General features: G+C 65.7%; 12 protein-coding genes. 5 read left to right on the forward strand and 7 right to left on the reverse strand.

The window, feature by feature from the left end; genetic code table 11:
* Positions 1 to 134: 134 nt before the first annotated feature.
* The 4 genes from pbpC to argH all read right to left on the reverse strand — a co-directional run bounded on the left by pbpC (position 135) and on the right by argH (position 11030).
* Entirely contained in the window at positions 135 to 2402 is a 2268-nt protein-coding gene (gene pbpC / locus EDF71_RS02060) for a penicillin-binding protein 1C (protein ID WP_133854952.1), read from the reverse strand.
* Positions 2399 to 8368: an Ig-like domain-containing alpha-2-macroglobulin family protein gene (locus EDF71_RS02065; protein WP_243854126.1), complete on the reverse strand. Its 5970-nt coding sequence runs from the start codon at positions 8366 to 8368 to the stop codon at positions 2399 to 2401. Before EDF71_RS02065 ends, pbpC begins: the two co-directional genes overlap by 4 nt.
* 175 nt (positions 8369 to 8543) lie before the next feature.
* Positions 8544 to 9530, reverse strand: a complete 987-nt coding sequence (locus tag EDF71_RS02070; protein WP_133854953.1) for a Bug family tripartite tricarboxylate transporter substrate binding protein — start codon at positions 9528 to 9530, stop codon at positions 8544 to 8546.
* Between the two features lie 42 nt (positions 9531 to 9572).
* Positions 9573 to 11030, reverse strand: coding sequence for an argininosuccinate lyase (gene argH, locus EDF71_RS02075; RefSeq protein ID WP_116927565.1), 1458 nt, complete (start codon positions 11028 to 11030; stop codon positions 9573 to 9575).
* Positions 11031 to 11152: 122 nt separating this feature from the next.
* Between argH and EDF71_RS02080 the strand changes: the two genes are divergently transcribed.
* Together EDF71_RS02080 and EDF71_RS02085 are read left to right on the forward strand one after the other, a co-directional pair.
* Positions 11153 to 12187, forward strand: a complete 1035-nt coding sequence (locus EDF71_RS02080; protein ID WP_133854954.1) for a histidine kinase — start codon at positions 11153 to 11155, stop codon at positions 12185 to 12187.
* Positions 12188 to 12252: 65 nt separating this feature from the next.
* Positions 12253 to 13041, forward strand: a complete 789-nt coding sequence (locus EDF71_RS02085; protein ID WP_133854955.1) for a LytTR family DNA-binding domain-containing protein — start codon at positions 12253 to 12255, stop codon at positions 13039 to 13041.
* 24 nt (positions 13042 to 13065) lie between these two features.
* On the opposite strand, the gene EDF71_RS02090 is transcribed toward EDF71_RS02085, so the two are convergent.
* Together EDF71_RS02090 and polA are read right to left on the reverse strand one after the other, a co-directional pair.
* Entirely contained in the window at positions 13066 to 14022 is a 957-nt protein-coding gene (locus tag EDF71_RS02090; protein ID WP_133854956.1) for a ZIP family metal transporter, read from the reverse strand.
* Between the two features lie 238 nt (positions 14023 to 14260).
* Complete coding sequence (polA, locus tag EDF71_RS02095; protein ID WP_133854957.1) at positions 14261 to 17065, reverse strand: DNA polymerase I; 2805 nt, start codon at positions 17063 to 17065, stop codon at positions 14261 to 14263.
* 52 nt (positions 17066 to 17117) lie between these two features.
* Here polA and EDF71_RS02100 point away from each other — a divergent pair, with 52 nt between their 5' ends.
* From EDF71_RS02100 to EDF71_RS02110, 3 genes are all read left to right on the forward strand, one after another.
* Positions 17118 to 17492: a hypothetical protein gene (locus EDF71_RS02100; protein ID WP_133854958.1), complete on the forward strand. Its 375-nt coding sequence runs from the start codon at positions 17118 to 17120 to the stop codon at positions 17490 to 17492.
* A 124-nt stretch (positions 17493 to 17616) separates the two neighbouring features.
* Positions 17617 to 18573 (forward strand): homoserine kinase, encoded by a 957-nt coding sequence (locus tag EDF71_RS02105; RefSeq protein ID WP_133854959.1) that lies wholly within the window; start codon positions 17617 to 17619, stop codon positions 18571 to 18573.
* Between the two features lie 137 nt (positions 18574 to 18710).
* The gene (locus EDF71_RS02110) at positions 18711 to 19508 is read left to right on the forward strand and encodes a BPSS1780 family membrane protein (protein ID WP_133854960.1); all 798 of its coding nucleotides are present in this window, start codon (positions 18711 to 18713) and stop codon (positions 19506 to 19508) included.
* Between the two features lie 51 nt (positions 19509 to 19559).
* On the opposite strand, the gene EDF71_RS02115 is transcribed toward EDF71_RS02110, so the two are convergent.
* Positions 19560 to 20693, reverse strand: a complete 1134-nt coding sequence (locus tag EDF71_RS02115; protein WP_133854961.1) for an FUSC family protein — start codon at positions 20691 to 20693, stop codon at positions 19560 to 19562.
* Positions 20694 to 20763: the final 70 nt, after the last annotated feature.

The raw sequence follows: 20763 nt of genomic DNA on the forward strand, positions 1-20763 counted from the left end.
ATGGGATGGGCGTGGATCGGGATGAGACGCAAGGCGTCTTTTGCAGTCAATAGCGGGCTATTGACAAGAAAGGCAACGCAGCGAATCGCCCGAGTCCGCGTTCAGACCACGGCAGGGAGTCTTGCAGAGGGTCCTTAGCGCTTGGCCTGTTTAACGCCCGCGCCGCGCACTTCCAGACGGATGCTGTCCAGCACCTCGCCCTGCGCGTTGACCAGCTCGACCTGGTGGCGGCCCGGCCAGGGCAGCCAGGCCCAGCGCGCGCCACGCGCGACATCCTTGCCATCGATGCGCCAGCGCGCAGCGGCTGAATCGGCGACAAACTGCAGGCGCTGGCGATCGGGTGGAATGTCCGGGTCGACCGCGACAATCGTCCCATTGGCGGGGGCAAGAATGCGCACCGCAGGCGGTGCTGCCGAGCCAGTGCCGTCGGCCGATCGCCCGGCAAAGCTGCGGCCGCCCACCATCTCATCAACCCCGGTGGCCTGGCCATCCAGCGCAAAGCGGGGCTGCGCGGTGCCGGCCAGGAACCACTCCTCACGCCGCGCCTCCAGCGCGAATCCGGCGCCTGATTGGCCCGCAGGCGCGGGGCCATAGTCCACCCATTGCTCGCGCAAGCCCGGTGGCGGCTTGGGCGCGCGGCTGGGCTGGCCCTGGTGCAAAAAGGCCATGATGCTGGCCCAGACCGGCGCCGCGCCGCTGGTGCCGCTGACCGAATGCATGGCCTCGCCGCTGGCATTGCCGACCCAGACGCCGACCGTGTAGCGGTCGGACCAGCCGACCGCCCAGTTGTCGCGCATGTCCTTGCTGGTGCCGGTTTTCACCGCCGCCCAGCTGCGCGTGCCCAGCACGCTGTCCATCCCAAAGGTGCGCACGCGGGCATTGCCATCGGCCAGCATATCGCCCACCACATAAGCGGCACCCGCATCCATGGCCTGGCGGAACTGCGGCTTGCCGCCGCGCGCATAGGCCACCGGGCTGTAGCGCCCGCCATTGGCCAGTGCGCGGTAGGCATTGGTCAGCTGCACCAGCGGAATGTCGGGGCTGCCCAGCGCCAGGCTGTAACCAAAATAGCTGCCGCTTTCGCGCATGGGCATGCCCAGGCGCACCAGCTGGTCAAAGAAATCGTCCACGCCCACCATCACCAGGGTGCGTACCGCCGGCACATTGAGCGACGCGCCCAGCGCCGTGCGCACCGACACCCAGCCCTTGAAGCTGCGGTCGTAGTTCTGCGGAATATAGAGGCCGCTGGCCGTCGGAATGCGGGCCGGCGAATCTTCGATCAAGGAAGCAGCCGTCAGCTTGTGCTCGGCAATCGCCTGGCCATAGAGAAAGGGCTTGAGCGTGGAGCCCGGCTGGCGCGGCGCCAGCACCGCATCCACCGCATGTGCCTGGCTCAGTGCGCCCGATGAGCCCACCCAGGCCAGCACCTCGCCGCTGGCGTTGTCCAGTACCAGCACGGCGCCATCTTGCACATTGCTGCTGCGCAAGGCCTGCAGGTGTTGGCCCAGCATATCGACCGCATAGCGCTGCAGCGGCGCACTCAAGGTGGTGCGCAGGCTGGCCATGGTCGCCGGCTTCGCTTTTCCATCCGCGCCTTGCCGCGCCTCGCGCAGCGCAATGCGGCTGAAGTGCGGCGCAATGCCTTCGCTGGCATCAAAGGCGCGCTTTTTCAGCGCAATCTCGGTGAAGAAGACGATCGCTTCGCAGTCCAGCTTGGGATCGCGCCGCATCTCCTTGAGCACACCGCAGGCGCGCTGGCCCACCTGGCCGGGCCGCGCATTGGGCGCGCGCACCAGCGCGGCGGCCACGGCAGCCTCGCGGTCATCCAGGCCATGGGGGGCCTTGTCAAACAGGGTGCGCGACAGCGCATCAATGCCCACCAGCTCGCCCCGGAAAGGCACCAGGTTCAGGTAGGCCTCCAGGATCTGGGTTTTCTGCCAGCGCCGGTCCAGCACCTGGGCGGCCACCGTCTGGCCCACCTTTTGCACCACCGAGCGGCCGCCATTGCTGCGCCGCCAGTCGCCGTCAAGCAGGCCGGCCAGCTGCATGCTGATGGTGCTGGCTCCGCGCGTGCGCTGGTTCCAGAGATTGCCCCAGGCCGCAGCCGTCACCGCCGCCCAGTCCACACCACTGTGCTCGTAAAAGCGCTTGTCCTCGCTCAGCAGCATGGCGGTGCGCAGCGCGGCCGATACATCGCCCAGCGCTACCCAGTCGCCCCGGCGCACCGTGCTGTCGGTGCGCACCCGCTGCAACAGCTCGCCTTCGCGCGACAGTACCCGCGTCTCCGACGAGCTGAAGTCCTGCCGCACCTCGCCAAAGCTGGGCACGGCCTGGGCCAGTGGTGCATGCACCAGGCAGACCAGCGCCAGCAGCCGCCAGCGGGCTATAACTCGCAGCCTCATGGCGCCACGGGCACAACCGTCACCTTGGGATTGGGTGCCATGCCAAACATCTCGGGCGCATACAGCGCCTCGACGCGGGTCGATGGCAGCGCAAACTCACCGGTGTTGTTGACGCGGTAGCTGTACTGCAGGCTGAGCTTGCCCTGTGGCAGGTAGCCATAGTAGGCGCGGTAGCTCTCGAAGGAACGCTCCTCGAAGGCCTTCCAGCCCCAGCCGGTCGATTTCTCGCCGGCAGTGGACAGTGCCGAGTCCCGGCCCAGGCCGCTGCCCAGGATGGTGGCGCCGCCCGGGATCGGATCGGTGATCGCCACCCAGGTCATGTTGGCGCTGGCGTTCACCTCCAGGGTCACACGCAGCACATCGCCCCGGGTGTACTGGCCGGCGGGCAGGTTCTTGTTGGCCTGCTCCACCGCCACCACGGTCTTGCTGATGGTGTAACCGGCCGACAGTGGCTGCTTGAGTGGCACCGCCGCCTGCGACTGCACGGTCAACCAGGGCTTGCCGGTGCCCTTTTGCTGCACCTTCAGGCTCTGGTTGCCACTGGCCCATGGCAGGTCAATGGTGTTGTTCAGCCACTGCGCCACCTGCTCGGTCGGGCCGGGCGTACGCTTGCCGCCTTGTGCCAGCAGCTCGATCGCGTCCTGCGCCTTGGTCACGCGGCTCCAGTCCACGGTGCCGGACTTGCCGGCCATGCTGGCCTCGGTCGTGCCGGTCACGGGCGTGGATTCATAGGTGCGCGAGAAGCGCTCCAGCGCCAGCGCGCCCCAGAGGTTGGCCGTGGTCGTCGTCCAGGCACCGCTCTTTTGGCGGCTGATGAAGCTGCTGGCCAGGCGTGGCATGTCGTCCTTCCAGGCCGGATCGTCCATCACCACCAGCAGGAAACGCGCCAAGGTGGTATCGCCGTTTTGCATCAGCCACCACCAGTAGTCGTTGTTCTCATTGGCGAACAACACCTTGGTGCCCTGGTAGCTCAGGCGCGCGCGCAGGATCTGGTTGGCCTCTTCCAGCAGCTTGCTGCGGTTGGGCACATCCTTCATGTGGCCCAGGATGGACAGCCAGTCCACCACGGTCTGGGTGGGCCAGTCATTGGGCGCAATCTGGATGCTGGTCAGCATGCGCGGCTGCGCCTTGCCATACAGCGCCAAGGCGTTGATGGCGGCGAGCTTGCGCACTTCCAGGTCGGAGCGTGGGCTCCAGAACTTGCGCTCGATACGGCCATCGATGAAGCGGGCCAGCGCGTCCTGCATGCGGCCCAGCGGCGCTGCGGGGATCGCAAAGGCCGGGTCGATGCGCTTCATCTCGAAAGCGGCCTGCAGCAGGTGGGCGGTCAGCGCATCGCTGCCGGTGTTGCTGCTGCCCGGTTGTGGCGGGAAGTAGTTGGCCAGGCCATCGCCATCCAGGTAGGTGGGCAGGCGCTCCATCGTGCTCTTCCACAGCGCTGCATCCTGCATGCCGATGGATTTGCTGGTGGTCTGCTCCAGGCAGGCGTAAGGGTAGGCACGCCACCAGTCACGTACGCCGGGCAGGCCTTCTGCCAGGCGCGGCACCAGCGACAGCTTCAAACCGCCACGGCCGGGCAAGGCATCGGCCGGTGCGCTCACCGGCATATCCAGGCTGCCATCGAGCTGCAGCAAGGTGGCCTGCAGGGTCTCCACCGCCACGGCGGGCACCACACGCTGGCTGACCTTGAGTGCATCCGAGGCATCGCCCTGCTTGTCCTTGGCGCTGATCTCCCAGAGCAGCTCGCCCTGGCGGCTTTGCGACATGTCGGGCGGCGCCGTCACGCTCCAGCTCACGGTGCGGGCCTCATTGGCCGCCACTTCCACCGTCTGCGGCTCCAGCTGCAGCAAGGTGGCCTTGGGGGTCACCAGCACCTGCATGGGCTTGCTGGTGGTGTTGCGCAGGGTGACCTGGGCGTCATAGCGGTCGCCATCGCGCACCAGCGGCGGCAGGCCGCTGATGATCTGCAGCTCCTGCGTGGTGCGGATCTGGGTGGTGCCGGTGCCAAACAGCTCCAGCCCGCTCTCGGCCACGGCCACGATCTTGAAGCTGGTCAGTGCATCGTTGAGCGGCACATCGACCTCGGCACGGCCGTTCGCATCCAGCACCACATTCGGCTGCCACAGCAGCAGGGTGTCAAGCAGCTCGCGGGTCTGGCCATTGCCACCGCCGCCGCCTGCCGCCACGGCCTTGCGGCCGTAGTGGCGCCGGCCAATGATTTCCATCTGGGCGGTGGAGGTCTCCACGCCCCAGGAACGCTTTTGGTACATGGCTTCGAGCAGCGCCCAGGTGTCATTGCTCTTGAGCTCCAGCAAGGCCTGGTCCACGGCCGCCACCGACACGGCAGCGCCCGCAGCCGGCTTGCCATTGGGCAGCTTGGCTTCGATCGTGACCTTGGCGGTGTTGCGGATGCGGTAGCTTTCCTTGTCGCTCTTGACGGTCACGGCCAGCTGGCGGTCGGCAATGCCGACGCGTATCTCGGCCGCGCCCAGGCGGTAGGCGGGCTTGGACAGGTCCACCAGCGCGGTGGGCGCCACATATTCCTTGCCCTCGTACCAGAACGAGGTCCACCATTCACGTGGCGACTTGAAGCCCCAGGTGAAGAAGCTGTACCAAGGCACTTCGCGCAGGCGGCCACGCAGCGCCATCACGCTGACATAGACATTCGGGCCCCAGCCCTCTTGCACCTTCAGGTTGACCGTGGGGTCATCGCCGCGCAAGGTGATCACCTGGCTGGACAGCACGCCTTCGCGCTCCACCGTCACCAGCGCCGTTGCTTCGCGGAAGGGCATGCGCACCTGGAAACGTGCGGTGTCGCCCACCTTGTAGGATTTCTTTTCCGGCAGCAGGTCCATGCGGTCAGTGTCTTCACCGCCAAACCAGAGCTCGCCCTGCTTGGTCACCCAGACCGAGGTCGCGGCCTTGGAGCTGCGGTTCTTGTCATCGGTCGCCTCGGCGATCAGCTCGGTCTCGCCGCCTTCGCTCAGCTGGGTGTCGCAGGCCAGCAGGCCCTTGGCATCGCTCTTGCCGCTGCAGACCACGCCCAGGTCCTTGTAGCTCTCATGGTTCTCGTAGCTGTAGAAGCCGCCCACCATGCGCTTGCGCGTGGAGGTGACCACGCGCGCCACCGCGCGCACCTGCAGCTTGACGCCAGAAACCGGCTTGCCCGACGGCGTCAGCGACAGCGCCTGGAAGCTCAGCTTCTTGTCGGTGGAGGCCCAGTTCTCGGCCTTGATGCCGGCGACCACCGAGGCGGGCCAGATCACGCTGTGGTTGCTGATGGTCTGCACTTCGCCATTCGGGTCGGAGAAGCTCGCCTCCAGCAGCAGATCCTGCGGCGCCACGGAGCTGGGCACCTGCTCGATCTCGGCCTTGCCCACGCCATTGGCATCCAGGGTCAGCGCCAGCTTGTCGGCAATCACGCGGCGGTCATTGCTGTAGTCCTCGCCGTCGTTGCCGGCGCCGGGCAGCTTGCGGCTCAGATAGGGCCGGCCGAACGAGAACGTTTCGTAGTCCTCAAAGCTCACCGCATGCGACTGGATCGCGGCCGAGACCTTGACGGCCTCCTTGGCCGCGGCACCACCCGAGAGGTAGGACAGCTGCACCTGCGCACCCAGCTTGCCGGGTTGCACGATAGGCGCGGGCTGGTCCGGCGTCACACTGCCCTTGAACACCGGCAGACGGTACTCTTCCACCCGGAACGAGCCGGTCTGCATCTCGGTCGAGCCCCATTTGCCCTTGCCGCCCTTGAGCGTGATGTTGTAGGTACCCAGCTTGGCGGACTTGGGAATCTTGAACTCCGATACGGCCGACAGGCCCTGGCCGGGACGCTGCCAGCTCAGCGGCAGCTCAAACTCGTCATTGCTGCCCAGATGGGTGATGACCACCTGGTCGGGCAACTGCTCCTTGCCGGGCAGGCCCAGACCGCCCATGGTCTGGCTGCGGATCAGGTGCTTCATCGACACCGTCTCGCCAGCGCGCAGCAGGCTGCGGTCCAGCACGGTATGGGCGACCACGTCCTGCACCGGGCTGCTGTCGGTCTCCAGGTTGAAGCGCCAGCTCTCGATGCCACGCTGCCAGTCGCTCCAGACAAAGGCCATGTCCTGCTTGCCATCAACCGTGGCGCGCGCGCTCACAAAGTAGGCCGAGCTGGTGTCGCTGTTGGCGCTGGCCTCGCAGCGCACCTGCGCCTGGGTGTCGAGCTTGTCAAAACGGGCCACGCCGTCCTTGTCGGTGGTGCCCTGCACGAGGGTCTTGCCGTCGCAGGTGGAGATGCGCACCTGGGCATTGGCCACCGGCTTGCCCTTGTCCAGGCTGGTCACCCAGGCCATCGCGTTTTCACGCCCCAGCTTGAAGTGCACGCCCAGGTTGGTCACCAGCGCCGAGCTGCGCACATACATCACGCGGCGGGCGCTGTCGTAGTCGGTGTTGAGCAGTGCGTCGCCCAGCATCGGCGAGGCGATCTCGACCACATGGAAACCGGTCTCCAGCGGAATGCCCACCACCTCAAACGGGCGCGGGTCCTTGCTGTCGGTCTTGGGCAGGGCCAGCTTCTTGCCGGCGGCCTGGCCTTCCAGCAGCGACAGCATGCGGGTTTCGACATAGTTCTTGTCGCCATCGGGCAGCACATTGGGCAGCGGGATCTTGCTGTCCTGCGCCGCCTGCTTGCGGCTGATCTGCCAGTTGTCATAGCGCTGCAGCTTGCGGTACCAGCGGATGATGTCGGCATCGCTTTGCAGCTGCAGGGTCGAGACGGTGCCCTTGTCCTCGATCGACAGGCCCTTGATCTGCAGGTCCTGCTCCACATTGCGCAGGGTCACCGGGAACATCGCCGGGCCCTTGTCGCCTTCGGCAAAGCGCTCCACCACGCCAAAGGGCGAGGCGGCAAACTTGGCCAGCGGCGGCATCAGGCCGCTTTCCACCTTCAGCGGGAACAGGTTGGCATTGGCCAGAGGCCGGTCGGATTCGTCCTTGAAGCCCTGGGGCAGCACGATGCGCATCGTCTCCTTCTCGCCGAAGGGTGGCGCAAACTGCAGGCGGTTGACCTCGCTGGCATCCCCGTCATCAGGGAAGCTGGCCTTGACCTTGCCCTTGGAGGTCTCCAGGAAGACGCCTTCAGCCAGCTTGCGGTCCACCGAGGCGCTGAAGAGCACATTCAGCGGCCGGATCGGCAGGCAGCCGGCCTGCGCATTGGCGCGCTCGCAGCTGAACTCGGCCGTGAAGGGTTGGCGCACCTGGTAGTCAAAGCGGCGCTCACGCGTCTGCTTGACGCCGTTGTCCGTGCTCACCCCCGCACCCACCACCAGGCTCATCTGCGCGCCCTCGGGCAGCGCACGCTGGCACTGCAAGGCCACATGGCGGCGTGGCCGCTGCTGCAAGCTATCGCGGCCAAACTGGCTTTGCATGAACTCATCGGACTCCGAGGCGCTGAGGATGCGCACCGGAATGCGCTCACCAATGCCCTTGACCGTGCACCAGGTGCTGGCCTCTACGGTGGAGGTCACGACATCGGCATTGAACTGCAGGCCAAAGAACTGGCGGCTGTCCAGCGCCTGGTAGCTGCCGGGGACAATGCGCGTCACCGAGGGGCCGCCGGTGCCAAAGCTGTACTTGGCAGCGCCCTTGACCGGCTCGCCGGCGGCATCCTTGAGGTTGGCGACCTTTTCGACCGTGCAGCGCACGCCGGGCGGCAGGTCATCGGCCAGGTCAAACACCCATTCGCGGGGGCCTGTCCAGCGGCCTGTTCCCTGGCTCTGGGCCTGTTTGTTGTCGCAGTCCAGCTTGACCGGCGCGGCCGCACGCAGATCGCCCATCGGCACCACGGCCGCATCGAACTTGACCACTATTTGCCGGACCCGGGCCACCTCGCCCTGCGGTGACACCGATGTGATCGTTGTGGCATGGGCCGACAGGCCCAGCGCAGCCCAGCCGGCGCCCGCCAGCCAGCGTTGTAATGTTGTATTCACGGAGCTCTCCCCTAGGATGGTGAGAGCGTACCAAAATTAGCCTGCGCCAGTGTTGGCTGGCCGCCTAGGGCAGCCGGGTGTTTCATTTAGCAACAAGAAGAAGCTATTTATTAGGCTAATAGCTTGCCAAGGCTTTGCCGATGGATGCCTTGCTGTCCAGCAGCGCCAGTGAAGGTCACTGGGGCTGGAAGCCGCTTTCGCGGATGATGCGGGTCCAGACGGCCGAATAGGCACGCTCGCGTGCCAGCAGCTGCTCGGGTGTCATATAGCCCACGCTCAGCCCCATGCCCACCAGCTGCTCATGCACATCGGGGGCGGCCACGGCCTTGGCAACCGCCTGCGATACGGCCTGCACCATATCGGGAGGTGTGCCGGCAGCGGCGTACATGCCGTAATAAGGCATGTCTTCCAGGCCCGGCAGGCCCAGTTCGCTGAAGGTGGGTACATCGGGCAAGGCCTGCTGGCGCTTGCCGCCCAGCACGGCCAGCACGCGGATCTTGCCGGCCTTGTGGCTTTCGATGAAATCCTGTACCGAGCCAATGCCGGCAGGGATCTGGTTGCCCATCATGTCGGCCAGCATGGGCGCACTGCCCCGGTAGGGCACGGACACCAGATCGGTCTTGAAGCGCTGGTTCAGCACCCGCACCAAAAATTCCGGCGTCGATGCCGGCGCTGGAATGCCCACCGCACTCTTGCCGCCCTGCTTTTTGAGCCACTGCAGATAGGCTTCGAACGTGCGCACGCCCAGGCCGTCGGAGACCGCAATCGCATTGACAAAGCTGGCAAAACCAGCCACCGGCACAAAGTCCGCATGCGGGTCAAACCCCGGGTTCTTGACGACCTGGGGCAGGATGGAGATCGTGTGGTCGTGGGTGACGAAGAAGGTCGCACCATCCGCCGGCGAAGCCTTGAGGATCTGGGCCGCAATCTGGCCGCCGGCGCCGGGCTTGTTCTCCACCACGACCGAGGTGCCCAGGCTGTCCTTCATCTTCTCGGCCAGCAGGCGCGCGATCACATCAGTGCCGCCGCCTGGTGGAAAGCCCACCAAGAGCCGCACCGGCTTGCCCTTGTTGTAGCCCGCCGCCCAGCTGGGGCTGGCCAGCCACCCGGCCGCAGCAGCGGCCAGCAGTTGTTGGGAGAAATGGCGGCGGCGCAAGGACATGCTGGGCTTTCAGGAATCGAAGAAGAACCGTTCAAGCAAGGCTTATGCCAGGCGCGTGCGGTGCTTGGCCAGCTGGGCACGCACCTGTACGGGCGCCGTGCCACCCAGGGTGTTGCGCGCGTTCAGCGAGCCTTCCAGGCTCAGTGCCTCGAAGACATTGGCTTCGATATTGGGGTTGAAGGCCTGCAGCTCGGCCAGCGGCAGCTCGGTCAGGTCCACGCCCTTTTGCGAGGCCAGCTTGACGGCATGGGCCACGGTCTCGTGGGCATCGCGGAAAGGCAGGCCCTTCTTGACCAGGTAATCGGCCAGGTCGGTGGCGGTGGCATAGCCCTTCAGCGCAGCGGCACGCATGTTGTCGGCGTTGACGGTGATACCGCCTTCCTTGGCGCCGGTCGCAGGGTTCACCTGGCCGCCGATCATCTCGGCGAAGATGCGCAAGGTGTCCTTCAGGGTGTCGACGGTGTCGAACAGCGGCTCCTTGTCTTCCTGGTTGTCCTTGTTGTAGGCCAGCGGCTGGCCCTTCATCAAGGTGATCAGGCCCATCAGGTGGCCGACCACGCGGCCGGTCTTGCCGCGCGCCAGCTCGGGCACATCGGGGTTCTTCTTCTGCGGCATGATCGACGAGCCGGTGGTGAAGCGGTCGGCAATGCGCACAAAGCCAAAGTTCTGGCTCATCCAGATGATCAGCTCTTCGGACAGGCGGCTGATGTGCACCATGCACAGCGAGGCCGCTGCGGTGAATTCAATCGCAAAGTCGCGGTCGCTGACGCCGTCCAGCGAGTTCTGCGACACGCCTTCCATGCCCAGGGTCTGGGCGACACGCTCGCGGTCCAGCGGGTAGGTGGTGCCGGCCAGTGCAGCGCTGCCCAGCGGCAGCACATTGACGCGCTTGCGCACATCCAGCATGCGCTCGGCATCGCGCTTGAACATTTCCACATAGGCCAGCAGGTGGTGGGCAAAGCTCACCGGCTGGGCCACTTGCAGGTGGGTAAAGCCGGGCAGGATCACATCGACGTTCTTCTCGGCCACTTCCACCAGGGACAGCTGCAGCTCGCCCAGCAGGCCTTCGATCAGGTCGATCTCGCCGCGCAACCACAGACGCACATCGGTGGCGACCTGGTCATTGCGGCTGCGGCCGGTGTGCAGGCGCTTGCCGGCATCGCCCACCAGCTGGGTCAGGCGCGCTTCGATGTTCAGGTGCACGTCTTCCAGGTCCAGCTTCCACTCAAAGCTGCCCGCTTCGATCTCCGAGGTGATCTGTGCCATGCCCTGCTCGATGGAGGCCAGGTCCTGCTCGCCGATGATCTTCTGGGCGCAGAGCATCTGTGCATGGGCCAGGCTGCCCTGGATGTCTGCCTGCCACAGGCGCTTGTCGAAAAACACACTGGAGGTGTAGCGCTTGACCAGATCGCTCATGGGTTCGGAGAACAGCGCCGACCAGGCTTCGGACTTGGAATCGAGCTGGTTGTGCGAAGGAGACGAAGCTTGTGGTGTAGACATGAAGGTCGCAATATTCGGGTTAAGCTGCCAGTTGCGCTGCGGAAACACAGCCTCCGGTGCTGTGCCTGTGGCCCGCCGAAGCCCTGGGCGAAAAACCAGGATTTTATCGACCCTGCACGACCATGCCAGCAACATCAACTAATCAAGCCCCGCGCGAAGCCATCGTCGGCACGGCCTATGTGTTTGATGCCTGCACCGCCAGCGTGATCGGCCGCACCGTGGCCCTGGTCGAGACCGTGGTGGCGATTGCCGCTGCCTTTGGCGCCAACGGCTTGGCCGATTGGTTCTTTCAGCTGGCCCTGCTCACCGCCGTGGTGCTGCCCGCCAGCCTGCTGTGGCTGGTGCTGGCCTGCCAGCAAAAAAAGCAGCTGCAGCGCTGCAGCACGCGGGTGCAGTACCTGGCCGGGGCCGCGCTGGGCGTGGCCTGCGGGCTGCTGGCGGCCATGCTCTACCAATGGGCCACCTTGTCCGCACAAACCGCCTGGCTGGCCAGCGCCGCGGCTGGCGGCTTTTTGGCGGCGATGGTGGTGGTGGGCCTGCAATGGCGTGCCCAGGCCCGCACGCCAGCGGCCACCACCGCGCGCCTGGCCGAGCTGCAGGCGCGCATCCGCCCGCATTTTCTCTTCAATGCGCTCAACAGCGCCATTGCGCTGGTGCAAGACCACCCGCATAAGGCCGAGGCCATGCTGGAGGACCTGAGCGACCTGTTCCGCCATGCGCTGACCGAAAAGCGCGAGGCCTCCACCCTGGCCGAGGAGGTAATGCTGGCGCGCCGCTACCTGTCGATCGAGCAGATCCGCTTTGAAGACCGCATGGCCGTGCGCTGGAACCTGGACTCGCGCGCCGATGCCGCCACCGTGCCGCCGCTGTTTCTGCAGCCGCTGGTGGAGAACGCCGTCAAGCACGGCATCGAGCCCAGCCACGGCCATGGCCGCATCAGCATTGCCACGCGCCGCAGGGGCAATATGGTGCAGATCCAGATCATCAACACCACGCCACGCCCCTTCAGCGCCCCGCAGCCCGAGCGGCGTGCCGGCACCGGCACGGCCATCCTGAATGTGAAAAAGCGCCTGCGCCTGCTCTATGACCTGGAGTACGACTTCAAGGCCACGAGCAAGGACGGCATCTACATGGTGCGCATCAGCATCCCCGCTTGAGCGGGCGCAAATACACGACGGCCGGTGTTGGCAGCCAGGCCCGGCCTCCGCTAGCATAGGCGCCCATGCGAGTATTGATTGTGGATGATGAAGCCCTGGCCCGCAGCCGGCTGCGGCGCTTGCTGGTCGAGATGACACCAGCGCCAACCGCCGTGCACGAGGCCGCCAATGCGCCCGAGGCGCTGCAGGCGCTGGCCAGCGCCGCCGCTTTGGGCCATGCCTTTGATGTGCTGCTGCTGGACATCCACATGCCCGGGCTCAGCGGGATGGAGCTGGCGCGCCAGCTGCAGCAGCAGCCGCCGGCCCCTGCGGTGGTCTTTGTCACCGCCCACCCCGAGCATGCGCTGAGCGCCTTCGAGGTCAATGCCGCCGACTACCTGACCAAGCCGGTGCGGCGCGAGCGCCTGGCGGCCGCGCTGCACAAGGTGGCCCTGGTTGCCCAGGCCCATGCACTGCGCCAGGCCCCTGCTCAGCCCGAGCCCGATCTGGACGCCGACACCCTGCTGATCACCGACCGGGGCCGTACCGAACGGGTGCGCCTGGCCGATGTGCTGTACTTCAAATCCGAGCTGAAATATGTGACCGTGCGCACCGCCACGCACGAGTACCTGTGGTCCGGCAGCCTCAACGATCTGGAAACGCGCTTTGCCAAGCGCTATCTGCGCGTGCACCGCAATGCACTGGTGGCGCCGTCTGCCATCCGCTGTCTGGAAAAAGCCTGTGATGTGGACGACAGCGATGGCTGGCAGCTGCGCCTGTTTGGCATTGCAGATGTGCTGCTGGTCTCGCGGCGTCAGCTGCCGGTGGTGCGGGCCTTGCTGGCCAACAAGGGCAGTGGCCTGCGCGCAGGTTGACCCTACCCTTCCGCTTCTTCTGTCTCAGTGCTTGTGACCGTCGTGGTCACCATGCGCATCCTGCGCGCCATGGGCCTCATGCTGCTCGGCCGGGCCGTGTGCATGGCCATGGTGGTCATGGTCGCCATGCGCCCAGGTGCTGACCGCGCTCACCACCACCATGCCGATGGCCAGCCAGACCACCTGCTGCACCGTCTGCTTGGCCGTCAGCTGGCGCTGCAGCTGCGGGATCAGATCGGCCAGCGCCACATAGATGAAGCTGCTCGATGCAATGGCCAGGAAGTACGGCAGAAAGTCTGCCAGTGAGCTGACCAGGAAATAGCCAACCACGCCGCCCAGCGCCGTCACCGCACCAGCCAGCGACAGCTTGAGCAAGGCGACCTTGCTCTGGCTGCGGCTGCCATTGCCCGACAGCACCACCAGGTCGCCCATATGGTGGGGCACCTCATGGGCCAGCACCGAGATGGCCGCCACAATGCCCAGCCACATATCGGCCATGAAGGCCGACGCAATCAGGATGCCGTCGCCAAAGCAGTGCACGCTGTCGCCGGTCAGCAGCGACCAGCCGCCCGCACTGTTGTTGTGCGTGTGGCCGTGGTGGTGGTGGGCATGGCCATGCTGGCCATCGGCGTGCTCGGCATCTGCATGCTCGCCATGGGCATGGCCGCGCTCTTCGGGCAGTGCATGGCGGTGCTCATGGCCGTGGTGCCACAACTCGGCCTTGTCCAGCAAGAAGAAAAACACCAGACCCAGCAGCAGCACCACAAACAGCGCCTTGGGGTTGATCTGGCTCTCGAAAGCCTCGGGCAGCAAATGCACAAAGGCGGTGGCGAGCAAGGCGCCTGCGGCCAGGCTCAGCAGGTGCTGGGCACCAAAGCGGCTGCCCTGGCCGCCAATGCCTGTGCGCATCAGCGCTGCGGCCACCCACACGCTGCCCAGACCGGCAGCAAGGGTCGCCAGCACGATTGCGATCAAAGTCATGAAACCATCCTTCAGCGGGGCCGGCTCAACAAAAAAATGCCGTCTATCCGGTGCAGCAACCACGCGCCAGCGCAGCCACCGGGCACCCGTGCCCCATCCAACATGCCGCGCATGGTAGCACTTTGTTGCAACGCAGTTGCATTAACCGCCCCAAATCCTGGGCGGATGCCAGGGCTTGGGGCGGTCCATCTGGAACCTCAGCGACTGCCTGCGTCAGGCAGCGCTAAAGGCATCAGCCTCAGTGCGCTTTTTCCCAGTTCGGGCCAAAGCCAATCTCGGCGATCAAGGGCACCTTCAGGTCAGCCACACTGGCCATGATGGCCGGGATCTCCGTGCGCAGCCATTCCTGCTCGGCGGCTGGCAGCTCGAACACCAGTTCATCGTGTACCTGCATGATGACCAGCACCTCGGGCTTGTCCGCGTCGAGCTTGGCCTGCACGGCCACCATGGCCTTCTTGATCAGATCGGCCGCCGTGCCCTGCATGGGGGCATTGATCGCGGCGCGCTCGGCGGCTTTCTTGCGCGGGCCATTGCCGCCATTGATCTCGGGCAGAACCAGGCGGCGGCCGAACACGGTCTCGACATAGCCTTGCGTATGGGCCAGTTCCACGGTCTGGTCCATGTAGCGCTTGACGCCGGGGTAGCGCTGGAAGTACTTGTCGATATAGGCGGCAGCGGCCTTGGTCTCGATGCCCAGGTTCTTGGCCAGGCCAAAGCTGCTCATGCCGTAGATCAGGCCAAAGTTGATGACCTTGGCATAGCGGCGCTGCTCGCTGCTGACCTGGTCCAACGCCACACCAAACACCTCGGCGGCGGTGGCGCGGTGCACATCCAGCCCATCGCGGAAGGCGTTGAGCAACGCCTCGTCGCCCGACAGATGCGCCATGATGCGCAGCTCGATCTGCGAATAGTCGGCACTGGCAATCAGCTTGCCCTCGGGCGCGACAAAGGCCTCGCGGATGCGGCGGCCCTCGGCCGTGCGCACGGGGATGTTCTGCAAGTTGGGGTCGTTGCTGGACAGGCGGCCGGTGACGGCCACCGCCTGCGCATAGTGGGTATGCACGCGGCCATCGCTGGGCAGCGCCATCTGCGCGAGCTTGTCGGTATAGGTGCCCTTGAGCTTGGACAGCGAGCGGTGTTCCAGGATCTTGGCCGGCAGCGGGTAATCCTCGGCCAGCTTTTCCAGCACTTCTTCATCGGTGCTGCGCGCGCCGGTGGCGGTTTTCTTCACCACCGGCAGGCCCAGCTTGTCAAAAAAGATCTCGCCGAGCTGCTTGGGGCTGCTCAGGTTGAACTGCTGTCCAGCGATCTCATAGGCCTCGGCCTCCAGCGCCAGAATGCGGCGGCCCAGGTCATTGCTCTGGCGCGCCAGCTCGGGCGCATCAATGCGCACACCATTGCGCTCGATGCGGAACAGCGCCTCGCTGGTCTCCATCTCCAGCGCATAGATATGCGCGAGACCAGCGTTGGCTTCGATGCGCGGCCACAGCACGCGGTGCACATCCAGGGTCTGGTCCGAGTCTTCGCAGCTGTACGCGGCGGCCTTGTCCACCGGCACCTGGGCAAACGGGATCTGGCCCTTGCCCTTGCCGCAGAGGTCTTCGTAGCTGATGCCCGTGCGGCCGGTGTGGCGCAGCGCCAGGCTGCCCAGGTTGTGGGGGCGGTCGGCCTCCAGCACATAGGACTGCAGCATGGTGTCATGCGCATAGCCTTGCACGCGGATGCCATGGTTGGCCAGCACATGCTGGTCGTATTTGACATGCTGGCCCAGCTTCTTTTTGCTGGCGTCTTCCAGCCAGGGCTTGAGCTTGGCCAGCACCAGGTCCATCGGCAGCTGCTCGGGCACATCCAGGCCTTCATGGCGCAGCGGGATGTAGGCCGCCTCTCCTACCTGCACACTGAACGAGATGCCGACGATGCGGGCCTGCATTTCGTCGAGCGAATCGGTTTCGGTGTCCAGCGCCGTCAACTCGGCTGCCTGCAGCTTGAGCAGCCAAGCGTCCAGATCGGCCTCGGTCAGGATGGTGTGGTAGACCACATCGCGCTGCTGGGCCTCGATGGCGACCTCGGTCACCGCCGCATCGGCGCTGTCGAACAGACCCGCCTGGCCGCCAGGGGCAGCAGCCGCCGCCTTGCCCGCAGCGGACGCTGCTGCAGAACCCAGCGACCGGGCCAGGCCCTTGAAGCCATATTGCTCATAGAAAGGCGCCAGGCCGGTGGCATTCGGCTCGCCCAGGGTGATGCCATCAAAGGCGGGCAGGCCCTGGATGTAGTCGCCCAGCGCGCAATCGGTCTTCATCGTCACCAGCTGGCGGCTCAGCGCCAGCTGGCCGCTGGCGATCGCATCGCGCAGGTTCTGGCCAGCAACGCCCTTGATCGTGTCGGCTTTGGCAATCAACTGGTCGAGTGAGCCATGCTCCTCCAGCCACTTGGCAGCCGTCTTGGGGCCCACCTTGCTGACGCCGGGCACGTTGTCCACCGTATCGCCCACCAGGGCCTGGTACTCGACCATCTGCGAGGGCGGCACTCCAAACTCGGCGGTGACGCCGGCCACATCGCGGCGCTTGCCGTTCATCGTGTCGATGATGGTCACATGCTCGTTGACCAGCTGGCTCAAGTCCTTATCGCCGCTGGAGACGATGACCTGGATGCCCTGCTGCGAAGCCATCTGCGCCAGGGTGGCGATGACGTCGTCAGCCTCGACGCCGGGCACGGCCAGGATCTTCCAGCCCAGCAGCTGCACCACCTCGTGGATGGGGGCGATCTGCGAGCGCAGGTCGTCGGGCATCGGCGAGCGCGTGGCCTTGTATTCGGTGTAGAGCTCGTCGCGGAAGGTGGGGCCGCTGGCATCGAAAACACAGACCGCGTAGTCGGCCTGTATGTCTTTACGCAACGCCTGCATCATATTGATCATGCCGCGAATGGCCCCGGTAGCCGGGCTGGCAGAGTCGCCGGGAACCGCACGAAGATCGGGCATGGCATGGTAGGCACGGTACAGATAGCTGGAACCGTCCACCAGCACTAAAGTAGGAGGATTACGCATATTGACATTGTGCCCGGTACGCAAACACCGGGCGACAACTTACAATTGAGTCATGCGCGCAATTACCACTTCTTTCATCGCCCAGGCCCTGGCACTGGTGCTGGCAGCCCCTGCGCTGGCCCAGCAACCCGCGGCGCCTGCCGAGCAGCCAGCAGCCCAGCCGGCCGCACAGCCCGCAGCCCCTGCCGACGCGGCGCCGGCGAACGACAAGTACAACCAGAAGGCCGAATACATCCGGGTGGAAGACGCGGGCAGCCGCATCGACGAGGTGCGCATTGGCGGCCAGACCCAGAGCATCCATGTGCAGCCCAAGATGGGCAATATGCCCGGCTACGAGGTCAAGCCCACCGATGGCGCCCGCGCCCGCCCCGACGGTTTTGGCGACACGCAGAACAAGAAGCGCGTCTGGAACATCGGCAATTTCTGAGCCGGATACCACAGCAATTAGCCTGTGCTCACGCAGGCTTGCGATAATCGCCTCTTTGCACCCGCCTTGCGGGCCAGGCCAGCCACTGCGGCTGGCCTTGTTTTTGTATTGACGATCTATATCCATGGCTGTTTTCACCGAAGTATCCGACAAGGCTGCCAAGGCCTTGCTCAAACGCGTCCCGCTGGGCGATTTCGTCTCGTTGCGCGGTATTGAAGGCGGTATTGAAAACACCAACTACTTTCTGACCACCAGCCAGGGCGAGTATGTGCTGACCCTGTTCGAGCGCCTGCGCGCCGACCAGCTGCCGTTCTACCTCTACCTGATGAAGCACCTGGCCAAGGCCGGCGTGCCCGTGCCCGAGCCTCAGGCCGATGGCAAGACCGGCGACATCCTGCTGCAGGTCGAGGGCAAGCCCGCCGCCATCGTCGGCAAGCTGCCCGGCAAGAGCCAGCTGGCGCCCCAGGCGGCGCATTGCCAGTCACTGGGCGAGGTGCTGGCCAGGATGCACCAGGCCGCGCTCGACTACCCGCGCCAGCAGCCCAATCTGCGTGGCCTGCCCTGGTGGAACGAGACCGTGCCCGTGGTGCTGCCCTACCTGGACACCGCCACCGCCGAGCTGCTGCGCAGCGAGCTGGCCTACCAGAACCATGTGGCGCAAAGCTCGGCCTATGCGGCGCTGCCACGCGGCCCGGTGCATGCCGACCTGTTCCGCGACAACGCCATGTTCGAGGGCGAGACCCTGACCGGCATCTTTGACTTCTATTTCGCCGGTGTCGATACCTGGCTGTTCGACATTGCCGTGGTCATCAACGACTGGTGCATCGACCTGGCCACCGGCGTCATCGACAAGGCGCGTGCCGATGCGCTGCTGGCCGCCTACCAGGCGGTGCGCCCACTGCAGGCCTGCGAGCGCGAGCTGCTCAATGCCATGCTGCGTGCAGGCGCGCTGCGCTTCTGGATCTCGCGCCTCTGGGACTTCTACCTGCCACGTGAAGCCTCGCTGCTCAAGCCGCACGACCCGACCCACTTCGAGCGGGTGCTGCGTGCGCGCCTGGCCACGCCTTACCAGCTGGTCTAAGAACCTGTTCCAAGCCACCGGGGCAGGCCCGCGCACCCCATGCCCACATGGGTACCTGCGCCTTGGGCGCATGGGTTACAGTGCGCCATCCCCTTTGATTTTTTATCGCTGCAGCCCGCGCTGCAGCGCGCTGGTGCATGAAACTTCGTATCGCCACTGCCCGCCAGGGTGTAACCTGGGTGCAAGACGGCTTCAAAACCTTCAAGACACAGGCCCTGGCCCTGACCTCGCTGTTCTTCCTGTCGATGATGGTGATGTCCCTGATCGGCGCCATCCCGATTGCCGGCACCTTTATCGCGCTGGCGCTGCTGCCCGTCTCCACCCTGTGCATGATGATTGGCGCCGCGTTGACGGCCCAGGGCACGCGCCCGACCTTGCCGGTGGTGCTGGCTGCGCTGCGTGTCGATAAGGAACGGCGCAGCTCCTTCGTCGTGCTGGGCGTGTTCTATGCGCTGTCCTTCTTGCTGGTGCTGGGCTTTTCGGCGTTGTTCGATGGCGGCCAGTTCGCCCGCCTCAACCTAATGGGCGGCGAGATCACGCGCGAGATCGTCGAGCAACCTGCCTTCCAGCAGGCCATGTTTGCCACCATGCTGCTGTACATCCCGCTGTCGCTGCTGTTCTGGCATGCGCCTGGCCTGATCTACTGGCACCGTGTGCCCGCGATCAAGGCGGTGTTCTTCAGCCTGATCGCCTGCAGCCGCAATATTGGCGCCTTCACAATGTTTGGCCTGGCCTGGATGGCTGTGGGCATCGGCTTTGGCATCGGCATGGCCTTGCTGTCGGCGCTGCTGGGTACCCTGCTGGGCGCCTGGGCAGCGGCGGCCATCGCCATTGCTGGCTCGCTGATGCTAGCGACGATGTTCCTGACCTCGGTGGTGTTCAGCTTCCGCGACTGCTTTGAAGCGCCGGAGCAAGCGGACAGCGTCGCGCTCTGAGATTTACTGAATAACCCAAGCCCGGCCTGTGCCCCACAGCCCGGGCTTTTTTCATGGCCGCGGGCCTTCGCCGTGGTGCAGGCGGTGCAGGTGCGCCCGGTCTTCCAGGCTGGACAGTGCCAGCGCAAACAGGATGCCCAGTGCGGCGCCCAGCACGGTATCCAGCACCCGCTCCAGCGGCATCGCCAAAGGCGCCAGCGGCGATGAGGCCAGATGCGTCATCAGCAAGGCCATCGGCGTGACCGTGATCTGGCCCAAGGCGTAGTTGTAGCCAATGCTCACCTCGGTGATGAACTGCAGCGCGACGATGCAGGCGGCGATCCACCAGAATGACGGCTCCAGCGACAAAATCAGACCAGCGACCAGCGCACCCAGCATGGTGCCCACCATGCGCTGCAGCGCGCGGTTCATCGTGATGTGCAGATGGCTGCCCTGCATTACCGCCGTGGCGCCAATCGCTGCCCAGGCTGGATGCTGCCAGCCTGCCGCCTGGGCCACCCAGGCCGCCAGGCCAGCGCCCAGCACAATGCGGCCGGCAGCAGCCAGCTCGGCCGGCCAGGGCCGCTGCGGCTGTGCGGGCAGCTGCACGCGCTGCACAGCCTGGTGGCGCAGGCCATCGGTGGCCCAGCAGACCAGGGCCGCCAACAAGCCGCCAGCCAAGGTGCCCAAGGTCCGCTCCAGCAGCTGCTGCCCGCTGTGCACCGGCGCCAGCGAGGCACCGGCGCCAAACACCACAATCACCGCGCCCGGCCCACCCAGGCGCCAGTGGCTGACCGCCAAGGTGGCCGCGCCAGCCACCAGCGCCAGCACCCAGACCATGCCCTGGGCGGGCAACCCGGCCCAGGACGCGAGGGAGGGCAAAAACACCGCCGCGCACAGCATGGCCGCGCAGATGCCGACGATGCGCATGCGCCGGCCCGGCGCCGCAAAGCGGCCAAACAGCGCCGCCAATGCGCCCAGCCCCAAAGGGCCGACCAGCTGGGGCCAGGGCGACAAACGGGCCACCACCAAGGCCAGCAGCACCGCCAGTGCCGCCTGCATGGCCGCGACCAGAGCAATGTGCAGCGATGGCAGCGGCTGCAGACGGGTGCTGTCGCGCAGCTGGCGCGGCGACAGCAGATGGCACAGCGCCTGGTGGCGGCCAACGGCCGGGGTGGAGATATCGATCTTGCGGGCAGGGGTCATGGGCATCCTCATCGACCCAGCGACTGGCCAACGCGCAGCCTGGCCGGCTCAGCGGCCAGCCAGTGTGGCT

Source organism: Comamonas sp. JUb58 (genome assembly GCF_004364775.1).
GTDB lineage: Bacteria > Pseudomonadota > Gammaproteobacteria > Burkholderiales > Burkholderiaceae_C > Comamonas.

Coding starts and splice junctions, on each gene's coding strand:
- pbpC (WP_133854952.1), bottom strand. CDS start 2,402: ATGAGGCTGCGAGTTATAGCCCGCTGGCGGCTGCTGGCGCTGGTCTGC.
- EDF71_RS02080 (WP_133854954.1), top strand. CDS start 11,153: ATGCCAGCAACATCAACTAATCAAGCCCCGCGCGAAGCCATCGTCGGC.
- polA (WP_133854957.1), bottom strand. CDS start 17,065: ATGCGTAATCCTCCTACTTTAGTGCTGGTGGACGGTTCCAGCTATCTG.
- argH (WP_116927565.1), bottom strand. CDS start 11,030: ATGTCTACACCACAAGCTTCGTCTCCTTCGCACAACCAGCTCGATTCC.
- EDF71_RS02115 (WP_133854961.1), bottom strand. CDS start 20,693: ATGACCCCTGCCCGCAAGATCGATATCTCCACCCCGGCCGTTGGCCGC.
- EDF71_RS02090 (WP_133854956.1), bottom strand. CDS start 14,022: ATGACTTTGATCGCAATCGTGCTGGCGACCCTTGCTGCCGGTCTGGGC.
- EDF71_RS02070 (WP_133854953.1), bottom strand. CDS start 9,530: ATGTCCTTGCGCCGCCGCCATTTCTCCCAACAACTGCTGGCCGCTGCT.
- EDF71_RS02085 (WP_133854955.1), top strand. CDS start 12,253: ATGCGAGTATTGATTGTGGATGATGAAGCCCTGGCCCGCAGCCGGCTG.
- EDF71_RS02105 (WP_133854959.1), top strand. CDS start 17,617: ATGGCTGTTTTCACCGAAGTATCCGACAAGGCTGCCAAGGCCTTGCTC.
- EDF71_RS02110 (WP_133854960.1), top strand. CDS start 18,711: ATGAAACTTCGTATCGCCACTGCCCGCCAGGGTGTAACCTGGGTGCAA.
- EDF71_RS02100 (WP_133854958.1), top strand. CDS start 17,118: ATGCGCGCAATTACCACTTCTTTCATCGCCCAGGCCCTGGCACTGGTG.